The following is a 21,870-nucleotide window of genomic DNA, read 5'->3' on the forward strand; positions in this document are numbered from 1 at the left end:
TATAAACATTCTTGAGCGATCAGGAACCCTCGTCCGGCAGGGTGGGGACGTCACAAAGAGTATTTAAGTACTAAAGTTTCAATTTAAGTGATTTTTTATATCGGAACTACAGTAACATTCAGTTGTCCAAAGATTACCAATTCTGTATTTCCCTGCGGATGGTAAAAAATGAAAGCATCTATAGGTCAAGTTGTCCGACTAAAAACTGATGGTCCAGATAGGGTCATCCAGAGTGTTACATTTGGCCTGAAAAATTATTACTACTGTTAGTCGATTTTTTTGCTATGACAATGGATATTCAAGTTTATTATGGGGGTCAGCATGCTATTTCCGGACTTACCAAGCTGATTAATGAAAATATTTCTAATGAAAATCAAGCCATTTATGAAGAGGTCAAGTTAGGGACTAGCCTGTTACTTTTAGGCCTCCTTCCAAATGAGGAGCAATGGCTTAGAACTCTTGATAAGAGGCTTGTATGCATAGTGCCCGGTATAATGTCACTGCTTGGTGCAGGTATAACCGTATATCTATCCCCTGATTGTGATACTTCATATATTACAAAAGGTTTTTTTGATGGCGCAAAGGACGGCTTGATTTATTACTCGGCTTCATCTTGCATCATGAATAAAATAACCACGGTAGCAATCGAAACAATTTTCAAATAAGTTCATCGTTAAATATATTTTTTATTATGGTAAGTGTAACACTATCCCTTTTTCCAACTGGTGTTCCAATGAACTCTAAACGATGTAAATAAAATGCAGAATCATCTCCAAACTTAGTAATCAAATGACCATCAGGAAAAGAGCACTTGGACCAAATTGATTGCCTGGAACCACCATCCCCTGAACTAACCTCTTCATACTTTAAAATATATTTTTCTCCCATATCATCTGAAACTATGTACTGTTCTTTAGCTGGGGTTAAGTTTGTAGATAAACCGGAATTATACATTGAATCTCTCCACTAACTCATATAAGTGATCGACCAGTATAGACAATATCCGTGTCATCAGTCTATTCAGTTATTGCCAAACGGGTTGAACTATTCCGGTGTTTTTGGGTAGTCAGGAAATAGCTTATTTACCAGGATATCTCTTGACTTAAACATTGCGTCTACATAGATTCTGGGTTTGTAACCAGAATTGGAAAAGTCATGAACACCTCCACAATATTGATGTTCTTTTCCAATAATTTCAATTAATTTTTCTTTAATTTTTTCTGCTTCTTCCAGGTTGTTAACCATAATATCGACACCGACATCACCCCATATGATTTCTTTGATAGGAATATCGTTGAGTTTTTCTTGTAAGGCCATTAGTAATTGACTCTCTTTTTCTTCTTTTGTCAGCTTGTCAAAAGACTGTGACTGCTCAACATTTGGTGGTAAAAAGTCATTTCCTGGAAGCTCTTTATTGGTTTTAATAGGCTGTGGATATGTCTCTGTCATATTTCCAACCAAATTTGGGGCAGTTACAAAAGACTGGGTGGATGGGGAAGAATCTTTTTTAACTGGATTTTTATTTTTCTCCGCTGCCAGTTCTTTAAAATATTTTATCAACTGTGGTTTCAACACTTCAAATCCTTCGAAGCACATACCATGAAACTCCTCTTTACACATAATGCAGTAATCGGTAAGTTTCTTTCTTTTCTTTTTATGAGAAAAGCTATTCGAGCTGGCACCATCAGAAATTTCTGCTTCGCCCGAAGCAACCAGAAAATCACCATTTTTAACCGCTGCTGCAACCACACGATTGCCTTGCTTATCGACAATAAAAACCAGCCCGGGGCTATCAAAATCAAATTCAATAGCATTGCTCTCGGAGCCCACGGACCTGGTGGTTATTGCTGTCGTAGTAGCAACTGAAACACGGGCACCTTCCTCATCTATTTTGGCCACGATTGTTTGTTTTGTACTGAGAGAGTCAGGTGTCGGTCCGCCTAATTTCTTTAATTTGTCCGGAGTTATTTTTATACCCCGGAAAGAACCAATCTGATCCAACAGATCGCTGTTCGTACTGTTTATTTTCATTACGGGGAACGTCAGTTTAACTTCTCTGGGTGTGCGGTTAATTGATTTGTCAATCAGATAATCAATGGTCTCTTTAGTAATACTGCCAATGGCATCAGGTGAATCTTGACGCGGTGCTATCGCCACCAGGTAAAGCTCATTCTCTCCTTGCCTGAATGGTTTGGCAATGGCTTCAAATTTTCGGCTACGCTCATCAGAGTAACCTATCTGATCCTTTATACTCATCATTTTGACGTTAATTATGGACCCGTCTGCACACCTGAATGGACGAGACTTAGTGTTACTTGCATTAAACGCATGAGCCCATTTTGCCTTGAGTGACACGACATTGTTTATGGTGGTGTCAATCGAATCCCGAAGGGGATGATTTGCCAGCAATCCAGGGATTTCACCCCCGGTAACTTGTTCGACGTATTGATCCGTCACATCAGCTATGTTTTTATTGCCATCAGAGGTTAGCAGCTCTGCTTTATAGTGCTCAGTGAGGTTATCAACAAAACCCTTTTCGTGGCCCGGATTATATGCGGATGCCATGAAGTTCAATATAGAAAGCATCTGGTCCTTTCGGAAAGGATGCTTTCTGCTGAAACGCCCCAGTTCATTATGGATTGCCGAATCAAGATGTGGTGTCAGTTCTCCTTGAGGTATGTCGAGGATCATTTCCTTATCGTTGTTATCCATGGTTGCCAGTAACATACCCAGTGACGCGGCCAGGCTTGAATCGGACAAAGCAGTGCTGGACTGACCTGCAGGTTTTAATATTTCAAACGCCAGATCACGAATACATGCGCTAACTATTTTTTTAGCTCGATCCTGGTATTCTTGCTGGTTGCAGGTTGTTGTTTCAATCGATGCACGTGTAGGAACAGTTGGTATTGGGGGTAAGCCGACTGAGTTGAACATTTTGCTACTCCTGATTCTGTTAATGTTAATAACATCCGCAAGGCAAGTAATTTTTTATCAGTTCGCTATTGAGGTCTCCTTCCACCACTGAGAAGATTCCATCTTTATTTACTCCAATGGCGCTAAAATCTACAGCGCTAACAAGACTAGTTTAATCACTTTTCCGACGATTGCTCGGCATCCTGATGTTTGTCGTGAGCAATAAGTCGTCGGTAATTACCAACTATTCGTGCTCTGGTTTCAGGTCATGGGCCGCCGAAACTCAACTCTACCTCCTTTTCTGCCCACTTTCTTTTTCTGAAAACTGCCAACTACTCCCTGATGTGTATTATTCTGTAAGGATCATAAACAGAACGGGAAGAAGCGAATGGCTCAGGCCGAGCAGTTACAATTTATGACACCGGAAGCCTATCTGGCGTTTGAACAGCAGGCAGACCAGCGGCATGAGTACGTTAACGGGCTGATCATCGCCATGGCGGGTGCCAGCCGCAGGCACAATCTGCTTACCCTGGCGTTTGCCTCCCTGCTGCGTGCTCACCTGCAGGGCAGCCCCTGCAGAGCTTACTCCAGTGATATGAAAGTGAATGCCAGCCATAAAGGGAATGATGTTTTTTATTATCCGGATGTGATGGTGGCCTGTAACGATTCTGACCAGAACGCCTATGTTGAAGATCAGCCAACCGTGATTGCCGAAGTGCTATCCCCCACCACCGAGGCAAGAGACCGGATGGAAAAGCTTGCAGCCTACACCGCCATCAAGGGGTTGAAGGAGTATGTATTGATCCATCAGGATAAGATTGCCGTAGATCTCTACCAGAGTACCGACAGCGGCTGGGAGATCATCCGCCTGCAGCAGGAGACCGATACCTTGCTGCTCCATTCCATCGGGTTTTCAGTTACGCTTCGGGAGCTTTATGAAGATGTGGTGGGGGTTCTTTAAGTGGTAGTCATCAGTGGGCAGATAAAGACCACTGATCCGCTTTTAATTTTTTTCAGCCATCATCACTTCAGTTGCTTTTATTAATCCGTTGCATAAAGACACTCAACAGCAGGTTGTCGATGAAACTGTTGATTTTATTGCTCATGAGTCGTCCGGTAATGGCACGCATTTACCCATCACGCGCAAACAAACAAAAAACAAGGATAACATACAGCCCGTAGTTGAGCCCTCCTATGCTACTTTGACCGAATTACCCCCTCCGAACTTCTGTCGTCAAGCTGAAGAAATATTAACACTCCATGGCGAAACCATCTCATTGCATGATTTATTATTTTCCAATATACGACGCTGGGGCTTTCATGGAGTTGACACCTGCCAGATTGGATCGCTTGATCACTCTGCCACTTCTTAGTTTTAGACAGTTTTCAGATTTAATTGAATTGCTATTGCTTTTGGTTTGTTTTGCAGCATGCTTACGATTATTTAATTTTACCTTCATTTGTTTTAATCTTGTTTCGTTTCTATTCAAGGTTAGTTTCATTTGTTCTAATCTATCCTCGTTTTCTGTAAAACAGTGAAGTTTAATCACACTGAGATTGTGAGCTGTATGGGCAATAGCTGCTGATAATAATCCATGGTTTTTATATATATTGTTATATTTAAAACCTGCTATAGCTTCAATAAATATATGGGTGAAAGATGGTTTTGCAGTGCAAAGATGTGCAATTCCAAATAGAAAAGCACTAATGATCTCCGGGATATACCCTGCGCCAAAAGGTAGGTTTGATTTTATAAGTTGTGGGCAAATAACCCTGAATAATGCCTCTTCAATGAAGGCATTTTTGAATATTTCCTTTGTAGACAATTTTTCTATAAAACCTTCTTCATAGGGGTTAAAATCTGTTCGTCCTGTTAACTTTTTCTCCACCATTAATAAAGGCCTTGCTAATAATAACTGCACAAGGGTGTATGTTAGCCTCATACCCGTCCCCAAGAAAATTTTTTTAACTTGATCTTGTAATACTTCTATGGATCGATTGCCAGCAAAAGCTTTAATGGATGAATTTACCGCTGGTGCCAATGAAGATATAAAAGGCGATAAATTTGACGATATAACGCCCATAAATAACCACCCTATGCGTTTAGATCAGGAGGTTAGACCATTAAAAATAGTTTTTCCTCAATTCGGGTTAAAACTATTGACGGTAGCAGGTATTACCAAACGCTTGTCACCAACGGGCTCTCTCTCAAATTACGATCTGCAGTAACAAGTGTTGCACCGAGATGAATCGCGGTGGCGGCAATCAAACGGTCCGCCGGATCATTATTAATACTGCTGTCCAGGTTCACGGAGAGCTCTGCAATGATTGGGTTAATAGGGATAACGTCGATTGCTCTTGCCTGTAATGCCAATTGGCAAAAACTCTCGGCGCTCAATTCCAGTTGCAGCCGTCTACGTTTTATCAGCATGGCTACTTCCCAGAGGGTGATATCGCAAATCATCAGCTGGCCTTTGCGATCACCCTGTTGGATGATTTGCTTTGCCTGTTTGCTGAGTTTGTCGTGTTGCAGGGCATCCCAGATAAAGGCACAGGTATCCAATAAAATCATTGCCGGTTTTCCCAGGGTTCATCCAATGGATCGATAATATCGTTGGCAATGGCATTTTTACCCACTTCCTTCAGGGTTTTTCTTGAATACTTCTTTAACGCATCGGGGGCGCAGATGGTCGCCAGTGTTTGACCATTAGAAGTCACGATAAAGGGTTGGCCTTGTTGGGCTTTTTTCAGGTAATCAAGCAGGTTAGCTCTCAGTTCGCTGATATTGACCTGTTCCACTCTTTATTCCTTGTACAAAATCTTTGTACTTCTCAAGCTAGTTCAGCCGGAGTGCTTCTGCAAGAGGCAGTGGGCAGTGGGCAGTGGGCAGTGGGCAGTGGGCAGTGGGCAGTGGGCAGTGGGCAGTGGGCAGTGGGCAGTGAACGCTTTTTCTGCCAACTGGCTACTGTCAACTGCCAACTTGTAATACTTGGCTCGCAAGCGAATTACATAGGTTATATGGAGCTCTTAACCGGAATTGAACCGGTGACCTCATCCTTACCAAGGATGCGCTCTACCGACTGAGCTATAAGAGCATGAATCTCAAAAAAGAACGAAAGAGATGCAATCTGGAGCGGGTAGCGGGAATCGAACCCGCATCATCAGCTTGGAAGGCTGAGGTTCTACCATTGAACTATACCCGCACAAACAAACCTTATTTATGCAGAAGCTTCAATACATCCAACAAAGAATACAAGAGAAGCCAGCAGTCTCCAAGCATCAAGAATCAGTTTTTCGATTTACTTAACACAAGGAAGTGAAATCTGGTGGTGGGGGCTGGATTCGAACCAGCGAAGCTTTCGCGTCAGATTTACAGTCTGATCCCTTTGGCCACTCGGGAACCCCACCAGATGCTGCGCTATTTTATTCAGGAAGTTTTCTTTGTCAACCCGGCTTTTCCTCTTCAGCAACCATGTTAATTGGTCACCTCCGTTTGTCGTCCTGGCTAACTGTCTCCCTGAGCAGCGAGGCGTATACTAGAGAAACTCTTGGTCCGTTGCAATGCTTTTACATCACTTTTTTCAGTGCATCATTCTTCTTGCAGGCCGTTCTTAAGGTTTTCAATTCAGGAAACTGGTCAGTAGCCTCATCCCAGAATGACGTACTCAGCTTTTCTTCTACTGCGGCATCCATCTCAAGCCACCATTGCTCAGGAACTCTGGGCAGGGACTTGATCGCGACCTCATAGCCCGCATCCATTAAGCGACGACTTACGGCTTTTGCAAATTCACTGCGGGAAAAAAGCCCCAACGAGATCCCATTGGTCAGTTCGCCCTGGGTAATCACAAAGCTGTCGATTCTCTGGGCCTGAAGTTCCCTTAACAGCCGTATTGCCGCATCCCTGCTGGCCAGTGGCGGTATATGAACCCAGTAATCCTGCTGCTGACTGCTTTCGTCTGCACGCTCTTTGCTGCTAACACCTACGGCAAACAGGCGCTGCTGCAACTCATCCACCTCGATCACATTGGCCAAAGGCCCGACGATCAGACATTCCTGGACGGTATCACCGGAATACAGCGAGGTTTCCAACGTTGGCTGAACTTCAGTCTCATTTCGCAGAGACTGAAGATAATCTTCCGTCTCAGTCAACAGAACCAGTCGCTCACCTGCGGCTTCGGTATAGGCACTATCACTCTCAGGCAGCCAGTAACCCACCCTGGACTCCTGCCATGAGCCCCAGGCAAAGTAACTGATATTGGCAAACACAAGAAAAATTACTGTCAAACGCATTTTATATAACGGAGTTACTCCCCTCCTGTTCGAAAGCAAGCGCCAGACCATCCATCACCAACGCGGGATGATGGTAACACTCACCCAGATACGGATGAATCAAGGTAGCGTCGCCTCCGGTGAGATAAACCAGGCAGTCTTTGCCACAAGCCGTTTTATACTGCGCCTGTTGTGTATTAATCATGGCTACGGCCATGGCCAGAATACCGTTATTAATGCACCCGGCAGTGCTTGTTCCGGGCATTATCGTTGACGTTTCGGCTGCTACCATGGGAAGTTGTGCTGTCCTGGTGTGCAGCATGCTCTTCATCAGGCCGACACCCGGTACAATATAGCCGCCCAGGTGGTTCCCGCCGGCACTCAACAAATCAATGGTAATGGCAGTACCACAACTCACCACCATTTTATTGCAGGGTTCTTTATTCTCTGCCCTGTCCAGATGATGGGCCGCCAGCATAGCCAGCCAGCGATCAACGCCCAGACCAGGATAGGCAGCCTTCACGCCCCGGCACTGCTCTTTAACCTCGGCCTTTAACAGCGATACATTAAAGTGCTGATTAACCGCAGCGCTCAACTGCGCAAAACGCTCATCACCGGAGACAATGGCCGCCCTGGCCGAATCGACCGGCCCAATTTGATCCAGCAGCTTTGGCAGTTCGTATTGCCAGTCTTCGCTGTTGGCAAGAAAGCCATGGGAGATGATATGGCCGCTATTCAGTAGCCGCCATTTTAATCGGCTATTGCCTGCATCCAGTTCCAGAATTCTCATGATGACTTGCTCTTTGTGGGTGTCGCGGCCTTTAATGAAACTTCACCGCCATTGAAAGTCATCATACCTTCACGGGTCTGCAATAACAGTCCACCATGACCATTCACCCCGGAAGCTAGGCCAGACACCGTTTTACCGGAAGCGTCCAGGACAACCTCCTGCCCGGCAAAAGCATCATAGCGCTCCCACTGGTCTTTGAAATGGCTGAAGCCCTGCTGACTGAAAATATCCAGGGTACGGCACAACTCGTTGATCAACTCACTGGCTACCTGGTTTCGGCTCACTGTGGTACCACACACCCGCTGCATATCCACTGCGGGCTGGCTGATACTGTTGATCTGTTGCTGGCTCAGGGCAATATTGACACCAATACCGACGATCACCTCGCAGTCTCCGGTGGGGTCTCCGTGCACTTCCAGCAGGATGCCACTCAGCTTGCGAAAACCGTCGGGGGAGTTCCACAGCAGATCATTAGGCCACTTCAGTTTGAGATCACCGCCACCGCTGCGTTCAAGCGCTTTCAGTACAGCCAGACCGACCGCCAGGCTCAGCCCTTCCAAGGATGCCATACCAGCACTGTAAAACCAACGTACAGACATGCTGATGGTCGAACCAAAGGGGTTATCCCAGGCTCTGCCCCGGCGACCACGACCGCTGGTCTGATATTCTGCCAGACACACCCCTTTTATTAACGGGCTGGCAACAGGAATCTCTCTGACCAGATCATTGGTGGATGCTGTTTTCAAACAGGTGTGGACAGCCACCGACTCTCTGGCGGATGGGGCCAGGGCATTGAGAATACGTTCACTATCCAGCAACTCAACTCCCGGGTGCAGCCGGTACCCCCGGCCTTTGACTGAATCAATTTGCAGGCCGAGCGTTTCCAGCATTTTCAGCTTTTTCCAGATCGCAGCGCGACTGATCCCCAACGCCTTGCCCAGCGCTTCACCGGAGTGGAAACCGCCATCAGCCAGAAGTTCTAATACCTTTTCCATTTATAGGAAATCCACATACCTGTCAGGAAACTGAATATTATATCAGGCCAGAGCGTTAAGCGGACCCAATGCCTGATAGCTTCTCCCGGGAACTCTGCTCTATACTGCACTTTCTCCAACAAAAACAGATGGATCAGGGAAACCGCCGATGAGCATTTTCAAGTCCCACATCACCCGGATGAGCGCCTATTCTCCGCCACTTGAAGGCAGAGACCCTCATCATAATCTGCTGTTGGACTTTAATGAGAGAACGCTGCCCGTCAGTGAGCATGTCAAACAGGCACTGATTGACTATATCAATGAGGATCGTCTGCAGGTGTACCCATCCTATGGCGACCTGACACGGAAAATCGCTGACTACGCAAACGTCGATGAACCCCAGGTCATGATCACTAATGGTTCTGACCAGGGCATTGATATTATTATCCGTGCGGCCTGCACAGAAGGTGATGACATCATCATCCCCGGCCCAACCTTCGCGATGTACCGCCAGTGCGCCAATATTGAAAAGCTGAACATTATTGAGCCAGACTATACGCGGCAAACCGGCTTCCCGGTTAACGCAGTATTGGACGCCATCACCGCAAAAACCCGGCTGATTGTCATCGCCAACCCGAACAACCCCAGCGGCACGCAAATCCAGCGTGAAGATATTCTGACCATTGCCAGGTCCGCACCCAATACCGCCCTGCTGGTTGATGAATGCTACTTTGAATACTCTCAGGCCACCGTGGCGGATGCGGTTATGGCATACCCGAATATTCTGGTCACACGCACCTTCTCTAAAACCTGGGGTCTGCCTTCCATTCGCCTGGGCTACGTGATCAGCCACCCTGACAACATCCGGGCGCTGCTGAATATCCGTGGCCCTTATGATGTTAACCAGTTTGCCGCTGTGGCCATCAATGCCGCCCTGGACCATCCGGAGTATACCCGTCAGTACGTCAGGGAAGTTATGGAGTCATCCAAGCCCTTGTTTGAGCATTTCCTTGATCAACAGGCCATTCCCTATTGGCCCAGTGCGGCCAATTTCATCTGGGCATTTCCGGATAATCCTGAGGTCATTGAGCTGCACCTGCGCAGCCATGGCATCCTTGTTCGCCCAAAGTCTGACCAGACTGGGCGAAAGGGTCTGAGAATAACACTGGGTGATATTGCCCAGACCCGGCAGCTGATCGAGAGGATTCAGGAGGGGCTTTCCATTGCCGGAGCCGCTTGACTGGCTAAGGGCGCTTTACTGGCTAAGGGCTCTTTATTGGCTGAAGGCTCTTCCAACTCCCGCACATCATGCGTCATGCGCATTGGGCAGAAGTTTGGTCCGCACATGGAACAGAAACCCGCATCCTTGGCGCTGTCCTGAGGGAGGGTTTCGTCGTGGTAGGCTTTTGCGGTATCCGGATCCAGGGCCAGGTTAAACTGGTCCTCCCAGCGGAACTCAAAACGGGCACGGGACAGCGCATCATCCCTTAGTTGTGCCCCCGGATGACCTTTGGCGACATCTGCCGCATGGGCAGCAATTTTGTAGGCGATCAATCCCTGTTTCACATCCTCACGATTGGGCAGGCCAAGGTGCTCTTTTGGTGTCACATAACAGAGCATTGCACAACCAAACCAGCCAATCATCGCTGCACCGATCCCGGAAGTAATATGGTCATAGCCGGGGGCGATATCCGTCGTCAGTGGACCCAGCGTGTAAAAGGGTGCCTCGTGGCAATACTCCAGCTGTTTATCCATATTTTCCTGAATCAGGTGCATCGGTATATGCCCGGGGCCTTCAATCATCACCTGCACATCATGTGCCCAGGCTTTCTTTGTCAGTTCACCCAACGTTTTCAGTTCGGCAAACTGTGCCGCATCGTTGGCATCAGCCACCGATCCCGGGCGCAGCCCATCCCCTAATGAAAGCGTAATGTCGTATGCCTTGCATATCTCGCAGATCTCATCAAAGTGTTCATAGAGGAAGTTTTCGCTGTCATGCATTTCACACCACTGCCCGAGAATCCCACCGCCCCTGGAAACAATACCGGTCACCCGATCAGTGGTCAGTTTCACATGGTCTCTCAGCGTTCCGGCATGAATGGTGAAATAATCTACCCCCTGCTCTGCCTGCTCAATCAAGGTGTCCTTCATCACCTCCCAATTAAGATCCGCTACCTTGCCGTTTACTTTCTCCAGTGTTTGATAAATAGGCACGGTGCCAATCGGTACCGGTGAGTTTCTGATAATCCACTCCCGGGTCTCATGGATATGTTTACCGGTGGAAAGATCCATCACCGTATCGGCCCCCCAGCGGGTTGCCCAGAGCAGTTTTTCAACTTCTTCCTCTATGGTAGACGTCACCGGTGAATTACCAATATTGGCATTGACCTTCACCAGAAAGTTACGGCCGATAATCATTGGCTCAGCTTCGGGATGGTTAATATTCGCGGGTATAACCGCACGACCGGATGCCACCTCCTGACGAACAAATTCGGGGGTTATCTTTGCTTCAGGCCTTCCCATGTTTTCCCTGATGGCGATATATTCCATCTCCGGTGTGATTATTCCCTGCCTGGCATAATGGAGCTGAGTCACATTTCTTCCAGACAGGGCACATCTGACGGGGGCAGATGACTGAAAGCGCACCGGCTCAACCTGAATATCCTGTTTTCGTTGCAATGCATAGGTTGAAGACTGGGCACTCAACTCTTCTGAGTCTTCTCGTGCCCGTATCCATTCTGAACGGATAGGCGGCAGGCCCTTAAGCAGATCCAGGCAGTATTCCGGATCAGTATAAGGACCGGATGTGTCGTACACCCGAACGGCAGATTCAGTGGATAACTTACTGTACTCTCCGTGTCTCTGCCCAATGGTTATTTCCCGCAGGCCCACACGAATATCATGGCGGCTGCCGGGAAGGTAAATTTTCCGTGAAGCAGGAAATGAACGACAGGCTTCTACCAGAAGTGACTGACTGTCAGCAATTGGAGCACGCATCTGAATACCCTGAAGTTGAGAGTTACCGACCATGAATATCCCTTATCTATTGTTATTGGTATGGCTTGCCGGTGTCTCAGGCCAGAGAAAAGGAATAGACGGTTTTTGCTAGCTTGACTCGTCAAGGTTAGCAAGAAGCTGCTTGATTTAAAGCAAAACAATGCTTTGAGATATTAAAGGCATGATTGGCCAAAAGCGTGATCAGCCATCCACCAGATAGCAACCCGGTACTCTCTTCTCTTGTTCCCTTCGCAGGTATTACCCTGAGCAGGTTCAACGAATTTGCTGCACATATATCCGATAAAATGCAGCGATCTCAGCTTTCGCACTCCGACAAGATGGGAAGATTATAAAGGCACCCTCACTGAAAAAGTAGTACCGGGTCAGGAATAATCCCCTTCCAGCTCTTTAAGCAACTTGCCCATATATTCCCTGAGGTAATCCGAATTCCGCTCTGCCATTCTGCGTCCGGCGGACGTCTGCATGGTGTCAGACAGCTTCAGCAACTTCACCTGGAAATGATCCAGCGCGTATTCACGATCATCAAGGGCCCGGTGCTCAGCCAGTGGGTCTTCGGGGTCGAACATTTTTCGCCGCAGCAGGCCCGATGTATAAAAAACCCGGGCCAGCCCGATAGCTCCCAGAGCCTCCATCCGATCAGCATCCTGAACCACTTTGGCTTCAATGGTTTCGGGCGCAATGCCCGCAGAATAGCTGTGACTGGCCACCGAGTGACAGACGTTATCAATCAACTCAGCAGGAAACCCCATATCCTCAAGGCAGGTTCTGGTCTTTATGGCAGCCAGCGAAGAGGCCCTGGACCTCTCAGGATGATCTTTTGGCAACACCACAATATCGTGAAAGTAGCAGGCAGCGAGAACCACCAGTGGATTCACAGACACCTGCTCCAGATCCATGATCTGCTGCGCCGTTTTCCAGACCCGCTGAAAATGGGAAAAGTCATGGGAGTGGTCATCATGGTCGTGGTGCATGGATTGTAGCCAGACGATAATTTTCTGCTCCCAGGTACTCAGGGTGTCGCTGCTGCTATTGCTCATGAGTTCAAAAAGACTGTAAGTGGAGGGATAAATTTAAATGAATGAAATTATTTAAAGTGATTGTACTGTGGCTGCGGAATATTTTCAGCGCATGATTTATATCGGTGACTGTATGCGGTAACGGGCAACCGTACAGGTACTCCACCCCTCAAAGCGATCAAGTGTCATCCCCAGTTGTTGCATAACGCCCTGGGCAAACTCATTAGTGGGGGTTGTATAAGAAATAATCTCTTCCATACCCAGCTGGTTAAAGCCGAATTGAGTCACTGCCTCAACAGCTTCCAGCACCAGCCCCTGTCCGCGGTAAGCGGGTAAAAAGCGCCAGCTCATCTCAATATGCTTGCCATAGGGAGAAAAGCCACAATAGCCAATTAGCTGGTTATTCTCTTTGAATACCACCGCCCAGCGCGACCACCCCCATTTATCCAGTTCCGCCTGGTAGCGCCACAACTCGGTTTCTGCAAGGCTTGCGGGCTCTGTGGCCATGGCATCTGAGGCACCGGGAGGTGTTTCGCCCAGTAAGGCGGAGTACGCATCGACATCCTGTAACTGCCAGGTACGAAGTATCAGACGGGGCGTATCAGTAACAATCAGCACGGTAAAATAGTCTCCAGAAACTTTGCTCCAACAAAATAATTACTCCGCCATTTGGACAGTTAGATGATCTGAAAGTTCTCATTAATCAGATGACCCGATGAATACAACTGACTGATTTATTGATACTAATATCAAGAAAAACAACTGCCTTCGTCAGACCAGAGAATGCCAATAGATCATCAGGCAAAACCTGAACCCAGACCACCTGATGATCAGGCAAAAGCGAAGAGAGCCTGAAACTGCAACCTTTTACGAGCAGATGTTGATTTCACAGGCTGTGCAACTTCTTTCCCTATATTAGTGTGCGCAGATTGTCAAAAGTTCCCTGATTCTATAAACCGGAAACGGATGGCTAAATCCGGGCTCCATGCCTCCGCTATCGAAAGCAGCCTATGCCCACCTCAAATCAGGCATTCCAATACCGTTAATATCCTGCTGGTGATGTTTTGCAATTTCGGGGCAGGGCCTTTCGGAATGATCCGGGTCGGGTTAATTCCTGTACGACTGTGATAATAATGTCGTCTTATGCAGGAAAAATCTGTGCTGTATACCGGCAAAACCGACTCGCCAATGAGACACTGCAATCCATTAAAAAAGCCTTACTGCACAGGCAGTTAGATGATAGAAAGAGTTATAGGCACATCACTCTTGCCTTAACAGCAATGTAGAGTTATACCTGTTTTCAACCGCTGACAGGCAAAGGAACTGCCAGTAACTGGCGATATTAACCAGGGCGTGTATTTCGAATGTAAAGTGGAGAATAACAAGTGGCTATCGTTTCCATACCTGAGCCTGAAAAACAGATCACACTGGGCATCAGCTCCTGCCTTTTGGGCCATAAAGTGCGCTATAACGGTGGGCACAAACGCTCGTCTTTTTGTGTCAACACGCTGGATAAATTCTTCCACTTTGAGCCGGTCTGTCCTGAGATGGCTATCGGGCTGGGAACCCCCAGAGAGCCCATCCGGCTGGTCGGCCAACTGGCTGAAGCATCACAAACTACCGGCCAAAGTTCATCGTCTGCACCCGATAAACAGTTGCAAATCCGGGTAGTCGGCACTGAAAATTCCAGTCTGGATGTAACGGATGCTCTGACGCAGTATGGTCATGATATGTCTGATCAGCTATCACACATTTGCGGCTATATTCTGATGCAGAAGTCCCCCAGCTGTGGCATGGCAAGGGTCAAGGTGTACCATGAAAATGGCCACCCGCTGGGCGAAAGTTCACCCGGAGCCTATGCCAGGGCATTTATGGAGAGCAACCCGCTGCTGCCAATAGAAGAAGAAGGCAGGCTGCACGACCCGATACTCTGTGAAAATTTTTTCACCCGGGTTTACGCCTATGACCGTTGGCAGAAAACCGTGATGGCAGAGCCATCTTATGCCGCCCTGGTCGACTTTCATTCTACTCACAAGTACATGATCATGGCCCATTATCCCCAGGGGTATGAGTTACTTGGCCAAATCGTGGCCAAAGGCAGCAAAGCGAATCTGCATGAACTGCTGGAGGAGTACCTGCGCAGCTTTATGAGCGCCCTGAAACGACGGGCCAATCGAAAATCTCACACCAATGCCATGATGCATATCCTCGGATATGTGAAAAAGAGCGTCGATGGCAAAGAGAGAAAGCAGCTGCTGACGCTGATTGAAGAGTACCGTCAGGAAATGATCCCCCTTATTGCCCCGATGACCATGCTACGGCATTTCATAGACAATCATGGTAGTGTATATATTCAACGACAAACCTACCTGACACCTCACCCGGATCAGCTGGGCTTGCGCAACCGGATCTGATGAGCAGTGCCAATAAAAGAAAAAGGAAAAAAGATGTCCATCTGGAAAAGGCCTTACAGTACTGAAACCGCAGCATTCAAGGAAAACATGTGTGACCATTTGGGTATTGAGATTACCGAAGTAGGAGACGACTTTCTCCGGGGCACCATGCCAGTTGACCGCAGAACCATTCAGCCCATGGGACTGCTGCATGGTGGTGCCTCGGTGGTTCTCGCTGAAACACTGGGCAGTATTGCCGCCAACCTGTGCTGTGAAGACGGAGCCTACTGTGTAGGCTTGGAAATCAACGCCAATCATCTTCGGTCAGCCACGTCCGGAAAAGTGACCGGCACAACCCGCCCCATTCATATCGGCCGCAGTACCCAGGTGTGGGAAATCAAGATTGAGGATGACCAGGGCAGGCCCACCTGTATATCCCGTATTACCATGGCAACCAAGAAAATATAATCAATAAGAAGGAACCATAAAGGCACAGAGACACAAAGTTTTTCTGGGAGCTGCGCATAGTCAGCAAAAGACTTCTTTGTGCCATTGTGTCTCTGTGGTGCAAAATTCATTTGGCTTTTACAACATCCTCCCGAAGTGCATCAAGCAATTGCTTTTCCAGCTTAATCTGATCTTCAGCAAACTTTCTGATACCCTCAGCCAGCTTTTCCGTTGCCATGGCATCGTCGTTCATCGCCCAGCGAAATGCAGCCTCATCCAGAACCACTTTTTCATCACTACACACTGGCGAGTCGGCAAACAACTTTTGTTCAAGCAGTTGCTCGGATGATTCCAGCTGATCGAGAAGGTCCGGACCAATCGTCAGGCAGTCACAACCGGCTAACTCAGTAATCTCACCGGTATTTCGGAAGCTGGCTCCCATCACCACGGTGTTGTAGCCATGTTGTTTGAAGTAGTTGTAGATACGGGTGACCGACTGAACGCCAGGGTCTTGTGAAGCAGTAAAATTCCGGCCTTCTGCTTTTTTGTACCAGTCGAGAATCCGGCCAACAAACGGGGAGATCAAATAAGCACCGGCTTCGGCACAGGCTTGAGCCTGGGCAAAACTGAACAGCAAGGTCAGATTACAACGAAAACCTTCTTTTTCCAGAACCTCCGCCGCTTTGATACCTTCCCAGGTAGACGCTATTTTGATCAGCACCCGCTCACTGTCAGCGCCCTGCTCTTTATAGAGATCAATCAGCTGTCTGGCCTTTTGAATCGTCGCGTCCGTATTAAACGACAGTCGTGCATCCACTTCCGTTGACACAAAGCCCGGCACTACCTGCTGAATCTCTTTGCCAATACCGACCGTCAACCAGTCACAGGCATAACGGGCACTGACCGCTTTTTCTGTAGAATGGTTGCGCCCAAAGGCAATGGCTTCATCAACCAGCTTTTTATACGCCGGTAGCTGCGCGGCTTTTAAAATCAGTGAAGGATTGGTCGTCGCATCAACCGGCTGGTAGCGACGAATGGCTTCGATATCACCGGTATCGGCCACAACCTTGGTCATTTTTTTTAATTGGTCGAGCTGATTTTGCATACTGTACCTTCTTCCAGCCAAGCAAACAGCTGGGTGCATGGAGCCTGATAAGCGCTTTAAAAGTTTACCATCAATGTTTTCGTCTTTAATCAACGAGGGTATCCGTATTCACCTTTTATATCAAAGAAATACCAGCATCATGAGGTATCCGGGGTTGCCGCAGCATCGGCAATTTCCTGATCGCACTGAATAAATTCCTCAACCTCAAACCGATAGGGAATAGACGACTGAGAACCAGCACTCATGACCGAAAGGCCAGCACTGGCATTGGCAAAGAAAACTGCTTCCCCAAGCGATTTTCCTTCCGCCAGGGCCACCAGCAGTGCACCGTTAAATGTATCGTCAGCCGCCGTTGTATCAACCGCCTTAACCGGAAACCCGGGAACCATCAGCCCTTCAGGATGGCCTGAAGTCATTGATGATGCATAGGCCCCATACTGCCCCATGGTGATCACTACGTCAGTAATACCTTTCTCATGCAATAGGGTAGCAGCCTGGGTTGCCGACGTTTCATCCAGCACTTTAATACCGGTAAGAAGGTCTGCCTCCGTCTGATCAGGCGTAATCAAATCCACAGTCGGTAAGTCATCCCCGGAACACGGTTTGACAGATGCGGGGCTCAAGACAACTTTAGTATGGCTTCCCCCGGCAATATGAGCAGCCTGTCGCATGACAGATTCAGGAATCCCCTGCTGCAAGAGCAGATAATCTGCACCAGCGATCAAACTATGTTTCTGCTCAATATACTCTTCACTCAGGCAGCCATTAGCGCCAGCAGAGATGCCAACCATATTTTCGCCTTTGGCATTCACGAACATCAGGGCCACCCCTGTTTGGGCATCCACTATTTCAGTAATTGCGGATGTATCAATACCTTCAGCACTCAGTTGCTGTACTATTTCCCGCCCCGGATCATCCTGCCCGATCGCTGCCATCATAAGTGTATTGCCGCCAAGGCGGGCACAGGCTACCGCCTGATTAGCACCTTTGCCCCCTGCCATAATGTCGTAAGATGAAGCGGTGATGGTCTGGCCTAGTTTGGGAAAACAATCAACCCTCAGAACATGGTCAACATTAATACTGCCTAGCACGAGAATCTGCTTACTCATATCACCACCGGTGAAAATCAGGCTGACAACTTAATCAAGTGTAATGCAAATGTTGTTTTGGGTTAGGGGTTTTGTTGGAATCGAATTGGTAGTGGGCAGTGGGCAGTTGGTAGTTGGTTTTAGGGTAGGTCTTCAGGGGCGTTTTTCCCTTCTTTTTAATTTTGTCAGGTATAGCGTTACGGTGATGGCTATGGTCAGTAGCAGGTATTTGAGCCATGGCAGGGTGAGTAGCCAAATGGAGAGGCTTATGGTTAGCCAGAGGAAAATGACTGCGCGGATATATACTCTGGTGGAAATGCTGCGTTGATTAAGATATTGGCGTAGTGGGGGGTCCAGTGTTGGGTGGTTCAAGAGCCGGGCGTGAATGGTTGGAGATGAACGCAGGCTGAAAAAAACGGCTAATAATAGAAAGGGGGTGGTGGGTAGTAGTGGCAGGAAAATGCCGATACAACCCAGTGCAACACAGAGCAGGGCGCAGGCTTTAAAGGCGTACCGGAGTACCGAGTTGCGGATTAGAATACCGGGGGATTGGAGGGGCGAGGTTTTATCTCTTGAGTTCATGGTTATCGAAAGTCGATTCTGCGGGTACGCTTTACTCAAAAAATGCCTCTTGAATTTTGGTGACATAGGGCAGTTCAGCCAGGTTTTCCAGAGTCACCAGAAAATTGGGCTGATGAGTATCACCCACCACCAGATACTGCTGCTGATCACATTGTAAACGTCCGGGGGATTCTTCGTAGACAATTGCGGTTGGGTCAATGTACATCACCTGCCGTGCGGTATTCACATTGGCTGGAATACAGAACTCATAGCTCAGGGATCGCTTGCCACCCGCTGGGCCATAAAGGCCATCGGCATCCAGGCGGGTCAAGTCAAACTCTATCTTGGGCTGAATCTTTTCTCTGAGAACACCGTCCACATAACTACAGGCCGATAGTAAAAGCGCACTCAGCACAATGGCAAATAGCTTTGATATGTTCATGGGATTTCCAGTCGAGCGATGGTGCCTGTCATTATTACTTTTATTATTAAGAATGGCTTTCCCAAAGGAAAGCCAAACGTTAACACGACTGCAGAATATTATGCCAGCGGCTTGAGGCCTACGGCTTGACGAATAGGCGTCAGCACAGAAGCAGCTTCGGCCCGGGCCTTTTCAGCCCCTTTCAGCAGCTCTTTTTCGATAAATGCAGGATCTTCAATCAGCGCATTGTAACGTTCCCGGGGAGCTTGCAAGTGAGCATTCAGAAATTCAAACAACTCATTTTTCAGATCGCCCCAGCCAGCACCATCGGCGTATTGCTGACGTTTTACCTCAATCTGAGTGGCATCGGCAAATGCCGAGTAGATCTGGAAAAGTGTGCAGGTATCCGGGTCTTTCGGCTCACCCGGCTCCAGTGAGTTGGTTTTGATCTTGCGAACCAGCTTCAGCAGCTTCTTTTCAGGGACAAAAAGCGGGATGGTATTATCGTAGCTTTTGCTCATTTTACGACCATCAAGACCATTCAGCACAGCCGTGGTTTCACCCACCACCGCTTCCGGCAAAACGAACCGGGTCTGGTAATGATGATTCATACGACCGGCAATATCCCGGGCCATCTCAATATGCTGGACCTGATCACGCCCCACCGGCACCTTATGGGCATTGAACATAAGAATATCCGCCGCCATCAGCACCGGATAGCAGAACAGCCCCATGGTCACGCCCTTGTCCGGGTCCTGCTCTCCGGCTTCTTCATTAGCCTGAACCGCTGCCTTATAAGCATGGGCGCGGTTCATCAGGCCTTTGCCGGTCATGCAGCCCAGAATCCAGTTCAGCTCGGCAATTTCCGGGATGTCTGACTGACGGTAGAAGGTGACACGGTCCGTATCCAGACCCAGTGCCAGCCAGGTAGCGGCAATCTCCAGGGTAGACTGGTGGATTCGCCTGGGGTCACGGCCTTTGATCAGGGCATGATAGTCCGCCAGAAAGTAGTATGAAGCAATATCGTCACGCCAGCTTTCCTCAATGGCAGGCTTGATAGCCCCTACGTAGTTACCCAGGTGTGGTGTTCCAGTAGTTGTAATACCTGTCAGTACTTTCGTTTTACTCATGAGTTCACTCGCACAGCGACGATTTAACCTGGCCTGACGCGCAGACCAGAAAGAAGGTTAGAAAAGGGCAGCATTATAAAAGAGCGCCGCCCTCTCTCACAATAGACACCTGATTCTCATGGTGACATAGACATGTTTTTAGCAGCAGACACCCGATGCCGACCAATAATGGCACGCAGACGCAAGGTCAAAAGGATGGCACTCATGGTCAATGCACTCACCAGACCAATCCATAAGCCATGAGGCCCCATTGGTGCCACAATCCAGTCGGTCAGCCCGAGAATATAGCCCACAGGTAACGCTACGCCCCAACAGGCAAACAGAATCATCGCCATGGGAACCCGGGTATCTTTATAGCCACGAAGCGCACCAATAGCCGCAATCTGAATACCATCAGCGTATTGGAACAGTGCCGCATAAACCAGCAGCTGAGCAGCCAGAATGGCCACCTCTGTGTTCTGTGTATAGATTGAGGTCACCACCCCTGGCAGAAACAACATCACGGCAGCACTGAGGGTGGCACTGACCAGCGTCGTGACAATACCCGCATAGCTGGAGTAGGCGGCCTGCGCAGTTTTACCGGCACCCAGTGCCTGCCCGACACGAATGGTCAGCCCCATGGAAAGACTCAACGGCACCATAAAGGTCAGTGAAGTAAAATTAAGGGCAATCTGATGCCCTGCTACCACGATGGCACCTAATTTCCCGATCAGCAGAGCCACCACCGAAAAGATACTGGCTTCAAAGAAAATGGCCAGACCGATAGGCACACCCAGCGTTAGCAGGCCGGAAATAATGCTCAGACCAGGCCAGTCCCACTGGTCAAACAGGCCAATTTTACGATGTTGCTGAGCCAGCATCGTGTATGCCGCCATCATCAGGAACATGGCCCAGAAGCAAACGGCTGTTGCATAACCACAGCCAACGCCGCCCAGCTCCGGGAACCCGAACTTGCCATAAATCAGTACATAGTTCAGCGGAATATTCAGAGCCAGGGCAATAAAACTGAACACCATGCCGGGCTTGGTTTTACCCATTCCTTCGCAGTAGCAGTTAAGCGCCTGGAACAAACAAATCGCCGGAATACCCCAGGCCAGCGCTTTCAGATACTCCAGCGTTTTACCCGCCATCGCAGGCCCAACCTGCAACCATTGCAATACGACATCGGATTGGTAAATAAAACCCAGGGCCAACAGGCTCATCAGCAGGGCAATCCATAACCCCTGACGCACCTGACCAGCAATCTCTCCGGTTTGACCTGCACCGTACAGATGGGCAACCGTGGGCGTAATGGCCATTAATATGCCACGGATTAACAGGTAGACCGGCACCCAGGTACTGGAGCCAATGGCAATAGAGGCCAGATCCAGGGCTGAATATTGCCCGGCCATACTGGTGTCGACAAATGTCATACCGGTGGTTGCCAGTTGGGCCCCCATGATAGGCCCGGCCAAATACATTAATTCACCAAGTTCGCCGCGATAGCGGGCAAAAGCTGAAAGATTGTTGCTCATTGTTGCTCACAGAATAGAAACCCACGGCAGACAGAGCCGGGGAGAAGAATTATATATTCTATTAATGAATCAAAAAATGACTGGATTGGATATTTCGAAATAATACTAAACTTAAGTAGCTGACCATATGGAATCATATATTTCTGGCTACTTGGGCAGGTGCTATGTGAGGCACAACGGAGGGAGCATAGCCGTAGCTATGTGACCGGAGTTGTAACGAAGCACGACTGC

22 protein-coding genes, 3 tRNA genes and 1 riboswitch are annotated in these 21,870 nt (G+C 48.3%); of the genes, 5 read left to right on the plus strand and 20 right to left on the minus strand.

Features of this window, described 5'->3' with window-relative positions:
- Nucleotides 1–290 precede the first annotated feature (290 nt).
- Entirely contained in the window at nucleotides 291–665 is a 375-nt protein-coding gene (locus tag ACO6V1_RS07750; protein WP_422466404.1) for a hypothetical protein, read from the plus strand.
- Here ACO6V1_RS07750 and ACO6V1_RS07755 read toward each other — a convergent pair.
- Nucleotides 658–954 carry a hypothetical protein gene (locus tag ACO6V1_RS07755; RefSeq protein WP_422466405.1) on the minus strand — a complete coding sequence of 99 codons (297 nt, stop codon included), beginning with the start codon at nucleotides 952–954 and terminating at the stop codon, nucleotides 658–660. The genes ACO6V1_RS07750 and ACO6V1_RS07755 overlap by 8 nt on opposite strands.
- A 90-nt stretch (nucleotides 955–1,044) precedes the next feature.
- Entirely contained in the window at nucleotides 1,045–2,934 is a 1,890-nt protein-coding gene (locus ACO6V1_RS07760; protein ID WP_422466407.1) for a serpin family protein, read from the minus strand.
- A gap of 367 nt (nucleotides 2,935–3,301) precedes the next feature.
- Here ACO6V1_RS07760 and ACO6V1_RS07765 point away from each other — a divergent pair, with 367 nt between their 5' ends.
- Nucleotides 3,302–3,874: a Uma2 family endonuclease gene (locus ACO6V1_RS07765; protein ID WP_422463168.1), complete on the plus strand. Its 573-nt coding sequence runs from the start codon at nucleotides 3,302–3,304 to the stop codon at nucleotides 3,872–3,874.
- A 328-nt stretch (nucleotides 3,875–4,202) separates the two neighbouring features.
- Here ACO6V1_RS07765 and ACO6V1_RS07770 read toward each other — a convergent pair whose 3' ends face one another.
- The 9 genes from ACO6V1_RS07770 to birA all read right to left on the minus strand — a co-directional run bounded on the left by ACO6V1_RS07770 (nucleotide 4,203) and on the right by birA (nucleotide 8,967).
- Nucleotides 4,203–4,997, minus strand: a complete 795-nt coding sequence (locus ACO6V1_RS07770) for a CPBP family intramembrane glutamic endopeptidase (protein ID WP_422466409.1) — start codon at nucleotides 4,995–4,997, stop codon at nucleotides 4,203–4,205.
- 92 nt (nucleotides 4,998–5,089) lie between these two features.
- Nucleotides 5,090–5,485, minus strand: a complete 396-nt coding sequence (locus ACO6V1_RS07775) for a type II toxin-antitoxin system VapC family toxin (RefSeq protein WP_422447637.1) — start codon at nucleotides 5,483–5,485, stop codon at nucleotides 5,090–5,092.
- Nucleotides 5,482–5,712, minus strand: coding sequence for a type II toxin-antitoxin system Phd/YefM family antitoxin (locus tag ACO6V1_RS07780; protein ID WP_422447639.1), 231 nt, complete (start codon nucleotides 5,710–5,712; stop codon nucleotides 5,482–5,484). The genes ACO6V1_RS07775 and ACO6V1_RS07780 overlap by 4 nt, the downstream gene beginning before the upstream one ends.
- 220 nt (nucleotides 5,713–5,932) lie before the next feature.
- A tRNA-Thr gene (locus ACO6V1_RS07785) sits at nucleotides 5,933–6,008 on the minus strand.
- Between the two features lie 34 nt (nucleotides 6,009–6,042).
- Nucleotides 6,043–6,116, minus strand: a tRNA-Gly gene (locus ACO6V1_RS07790).
- A 121-nt stretch (nucleotides 6,117–6,237) separates the two neighbouring features.
- Nucleotides 6,238–6,321, minus strand: a tRNA-Tyr gene (locus ACO6V1_RS07795).
- Between the two features lie 159 nt (nucleotides 6,322–6,480).
- Complete coding sequence (locus ACO6V1_RS07800; protein WP_422447643.1) at nucleotides 6,481–7,203, minus strand: SPOR domain-containing protein; 723 nt, start codon at nucleotides 7,201–7,203, stop codon at nucleotides 6,481–6,483.
- 1 nt (nucleotide 7,204) lies between these two features.
- On the minus strand, nucleotides 7,205–7,972 hold the full coding sequence (locus tag ACO6V1_RS07805; protein ID WP_422466411.1) for a type III pantothenate kinase: 768 nt from the start codon (nucleotides 7,970–7,972) through the stop codon (nucleotides 7,205–7,207).
- Nucleotides 7,969–8,967 (minus strand): bifunctional biotin--[acetyl-CoA-carboxylase] ligase/biotin operon repressor BirA, encoded by a 999-nt coding sequence (gene birA, locus ACO6V1_RS07810; protein ID WP_422466413.1) that lies wholly within the window; start codon nucleotides 8,965–8,967, stop codon nucleotides 7,969–7,971. Before birA ends, ACO6V1_RS07805 begins: the two co-directional genes overlap by 4 nt.
- A gap of 148 nt (nucleotides 8,968–9,115) precedes the next feature.
- On the opposite strand from birA, the gene ACO6V1_RS07815 reads away from it, so the two are divergent.
- Entirely contained in the window at nucleotides 9,116–10,186 is a 1,071-nt protein-coding gene (locus ACO6V1_RS07815) for a pyridoxal phosphate-dependent aminotransferase (RefSeq protein WP_422466415.1), read from the plus strand.
- Here the strand turns inward: ACO6V1_RS07815 and thiC are convergent.
- The 3 genes from thiC to ACO6V1_RS07830 all read right to left on the minus strand — a co-directional run bounded on the left by thiC (nucleotide 10,153) and on the right by ACO6V1_RS07830 (nucleotide 13,598).
- Nucleotides 10,153–11,976, minus strand: coding sequence for a phosphomethylpyrimidine synthase ThiC (thiC, locus tag ACO6V1_RS07820; protein ID WP_422466417.1), 1,824 nt, complete (start codon nucleotides 11,974–11,976; stop codon nucleotides 10,153–10,155). The two genes, ACO6V1_RS07815 and thiC, sit on opposite strands and share 34 nt — an antisense overlap.
- 194 nt (nucleotides 11,977–12,170) lie before the next feature.
- Nucleotides 12,171–12,286, minus strand: a riboswitch (TPP riboswitch).
- A 40-nt stretch (nucleotides 12,287–12,326) separates the two neighbouring features.
- Entirely contained in the window at nucleotides 12,327–13,001 is a 675-nt protein-coding gene (locus tag ACO6V1_RS07825) for a phosphohydrolase (protein ID WP_422447653.1), read from the minus strand.
- 96 nt (nucleotides 13,002–13,097) lie between these two features.
- The gene (locus ACO6V1_RS07830; RefSeq protein WP_422463342.1) at nucleotides 13,098–13,598 is read right to left on the minus strand and encodes a GNAT family N-acetyltransferase; all 501 of its coding nucleotides are present in this window, start codon (nucleotides 13,596–13,598) and stop codon (nucleotides 13,098–13,100) included.
- Nucleotides 13,599–14,365: 767 nt separating this feature from the next.
- Here ACO6V1_RS07830 and ACO6V1_RS07835 point away from each other — a divergent pair.
- Nucleotides 14,366–15,394, plus strand: a complete 1,029-nt coding sequence (locus ACO6V1_RS07835) for a YbgA family protein (protein WP_422447657.1) — start codon at nucleotides 14,366–14,368, stop codon at nucleotides 15,392–15,394.
- Nucleotides 15,395–15,427: 33 nt separating this feature from the next.
- Entirely contained in the window at nucleotides 15,428–15,841 is a 414-nt protein-coding gene (locus ACO6V1_RS07840) for a hotdog fold thioesterase (RefSeq protein ID WP_101745420.1), read from the plus strand.
- A gap of 106 nt (nucleotides 15,842–15,947) precedes the next feature.
- Here the strand turns inward: ACO6V1_RS07840 and tal are convergent, their stop codons facing one another.
- The 6 genes from tal to ACO6V1_RS07870 all read right to left on the minus strand — a co-directional run bounded on the left by tal (nucleotide 15,948) and on the right by ACO6V1_RS07870 (nucleotide 21,639).
- Nucleotides 15,948–16,925, minus strand: coding sequence for a transaldolase (tal, locus tag ACO6V1_RS07845; protein ID WP_422447659.1), 978 nt, complete (start codon nucleotides 16,923–16,925; stop codon nucleotides 15,948–15,950).
- 137 nt (nucleotides 16,926–17,062) lie between these two features.
- On the minus strand, nucleotides 17,063–18,034 hold the full coding sequence (gene rbsK, locus ACO6V1_RS07850) for a ribokinase (RefSeq protein WP_422466419.1): 972 nt from the start codon (nucleotides 18,032–18,034) through the stop codon (nucleotides 17,063–17,065).
- Nucleotides 18,035–18,166: 132 nt separating this feature from the next.
- Nucleotides 18,167–18,634 (minus strand): YbaN family protein, encoded by a 468-nt coding sequence (locus tag ACO6V1_RS07855; protein ID WP_422466421.1) that lies wholly within the window; start codon nucleotides 18,632–18,634, stop codon nucleotides 18,167–18,169.
- A complete protein-coding gene (locus ACO6V1_RS07860) occupies nucleotides 18,627–19,016 on the minus strand; it encodes a hypothetical protein (protein WP_422447665.1) in 390 nt (129 codons plus the stop codon). The genes ACO6V1_RS07855 and ACO6V1_RS07860 overlap by 8 nt, the downstream gene beginning before the upstream one ends.
- Before the next feature lie 98 nt (nucleotides 19,017–19,114).
- Nucleotides 19,115–20,125, minus strand: a complete 1,011-nt coding sequence (locus tag ACO6V1_RS07865) for a tryptophan--tRNA ligase (RefSeq protein ID WP_422447667.1) — start codon at nucleotides 20,123–20,125, stop codon at nucleotides 19,115–19,117.
- A gap of 116 nt (nucleotides 20,126–20,241) precedes the next feature.
- On the minus strand, nucleotides 20,242–21,639 hold the full coding sequence (locus ACO6V1_RS07870; RefSeq protein WP_422447669.1) for an MATE family efflux transporter: 1,398 nt from the start codon (nucleotides 21,637–21,639) through the stop codon (nucleotides 20,242–20,244).
- Nucleotides 21,640–21,870 lie beyond the last annotated feature (231 nt).

Origin of the sequence: Endozoicomonas sp. ALC013, assembly GCF_049310205.1 — a bacterium.
In the GTDB taxonomy this organism is placed as follows: domain Bacteria; phylum Pseudomonadota; class Gammaproteobacteria; order Pseudomonadales; family Endozoicomonadaceae; genus Endozoicomonas.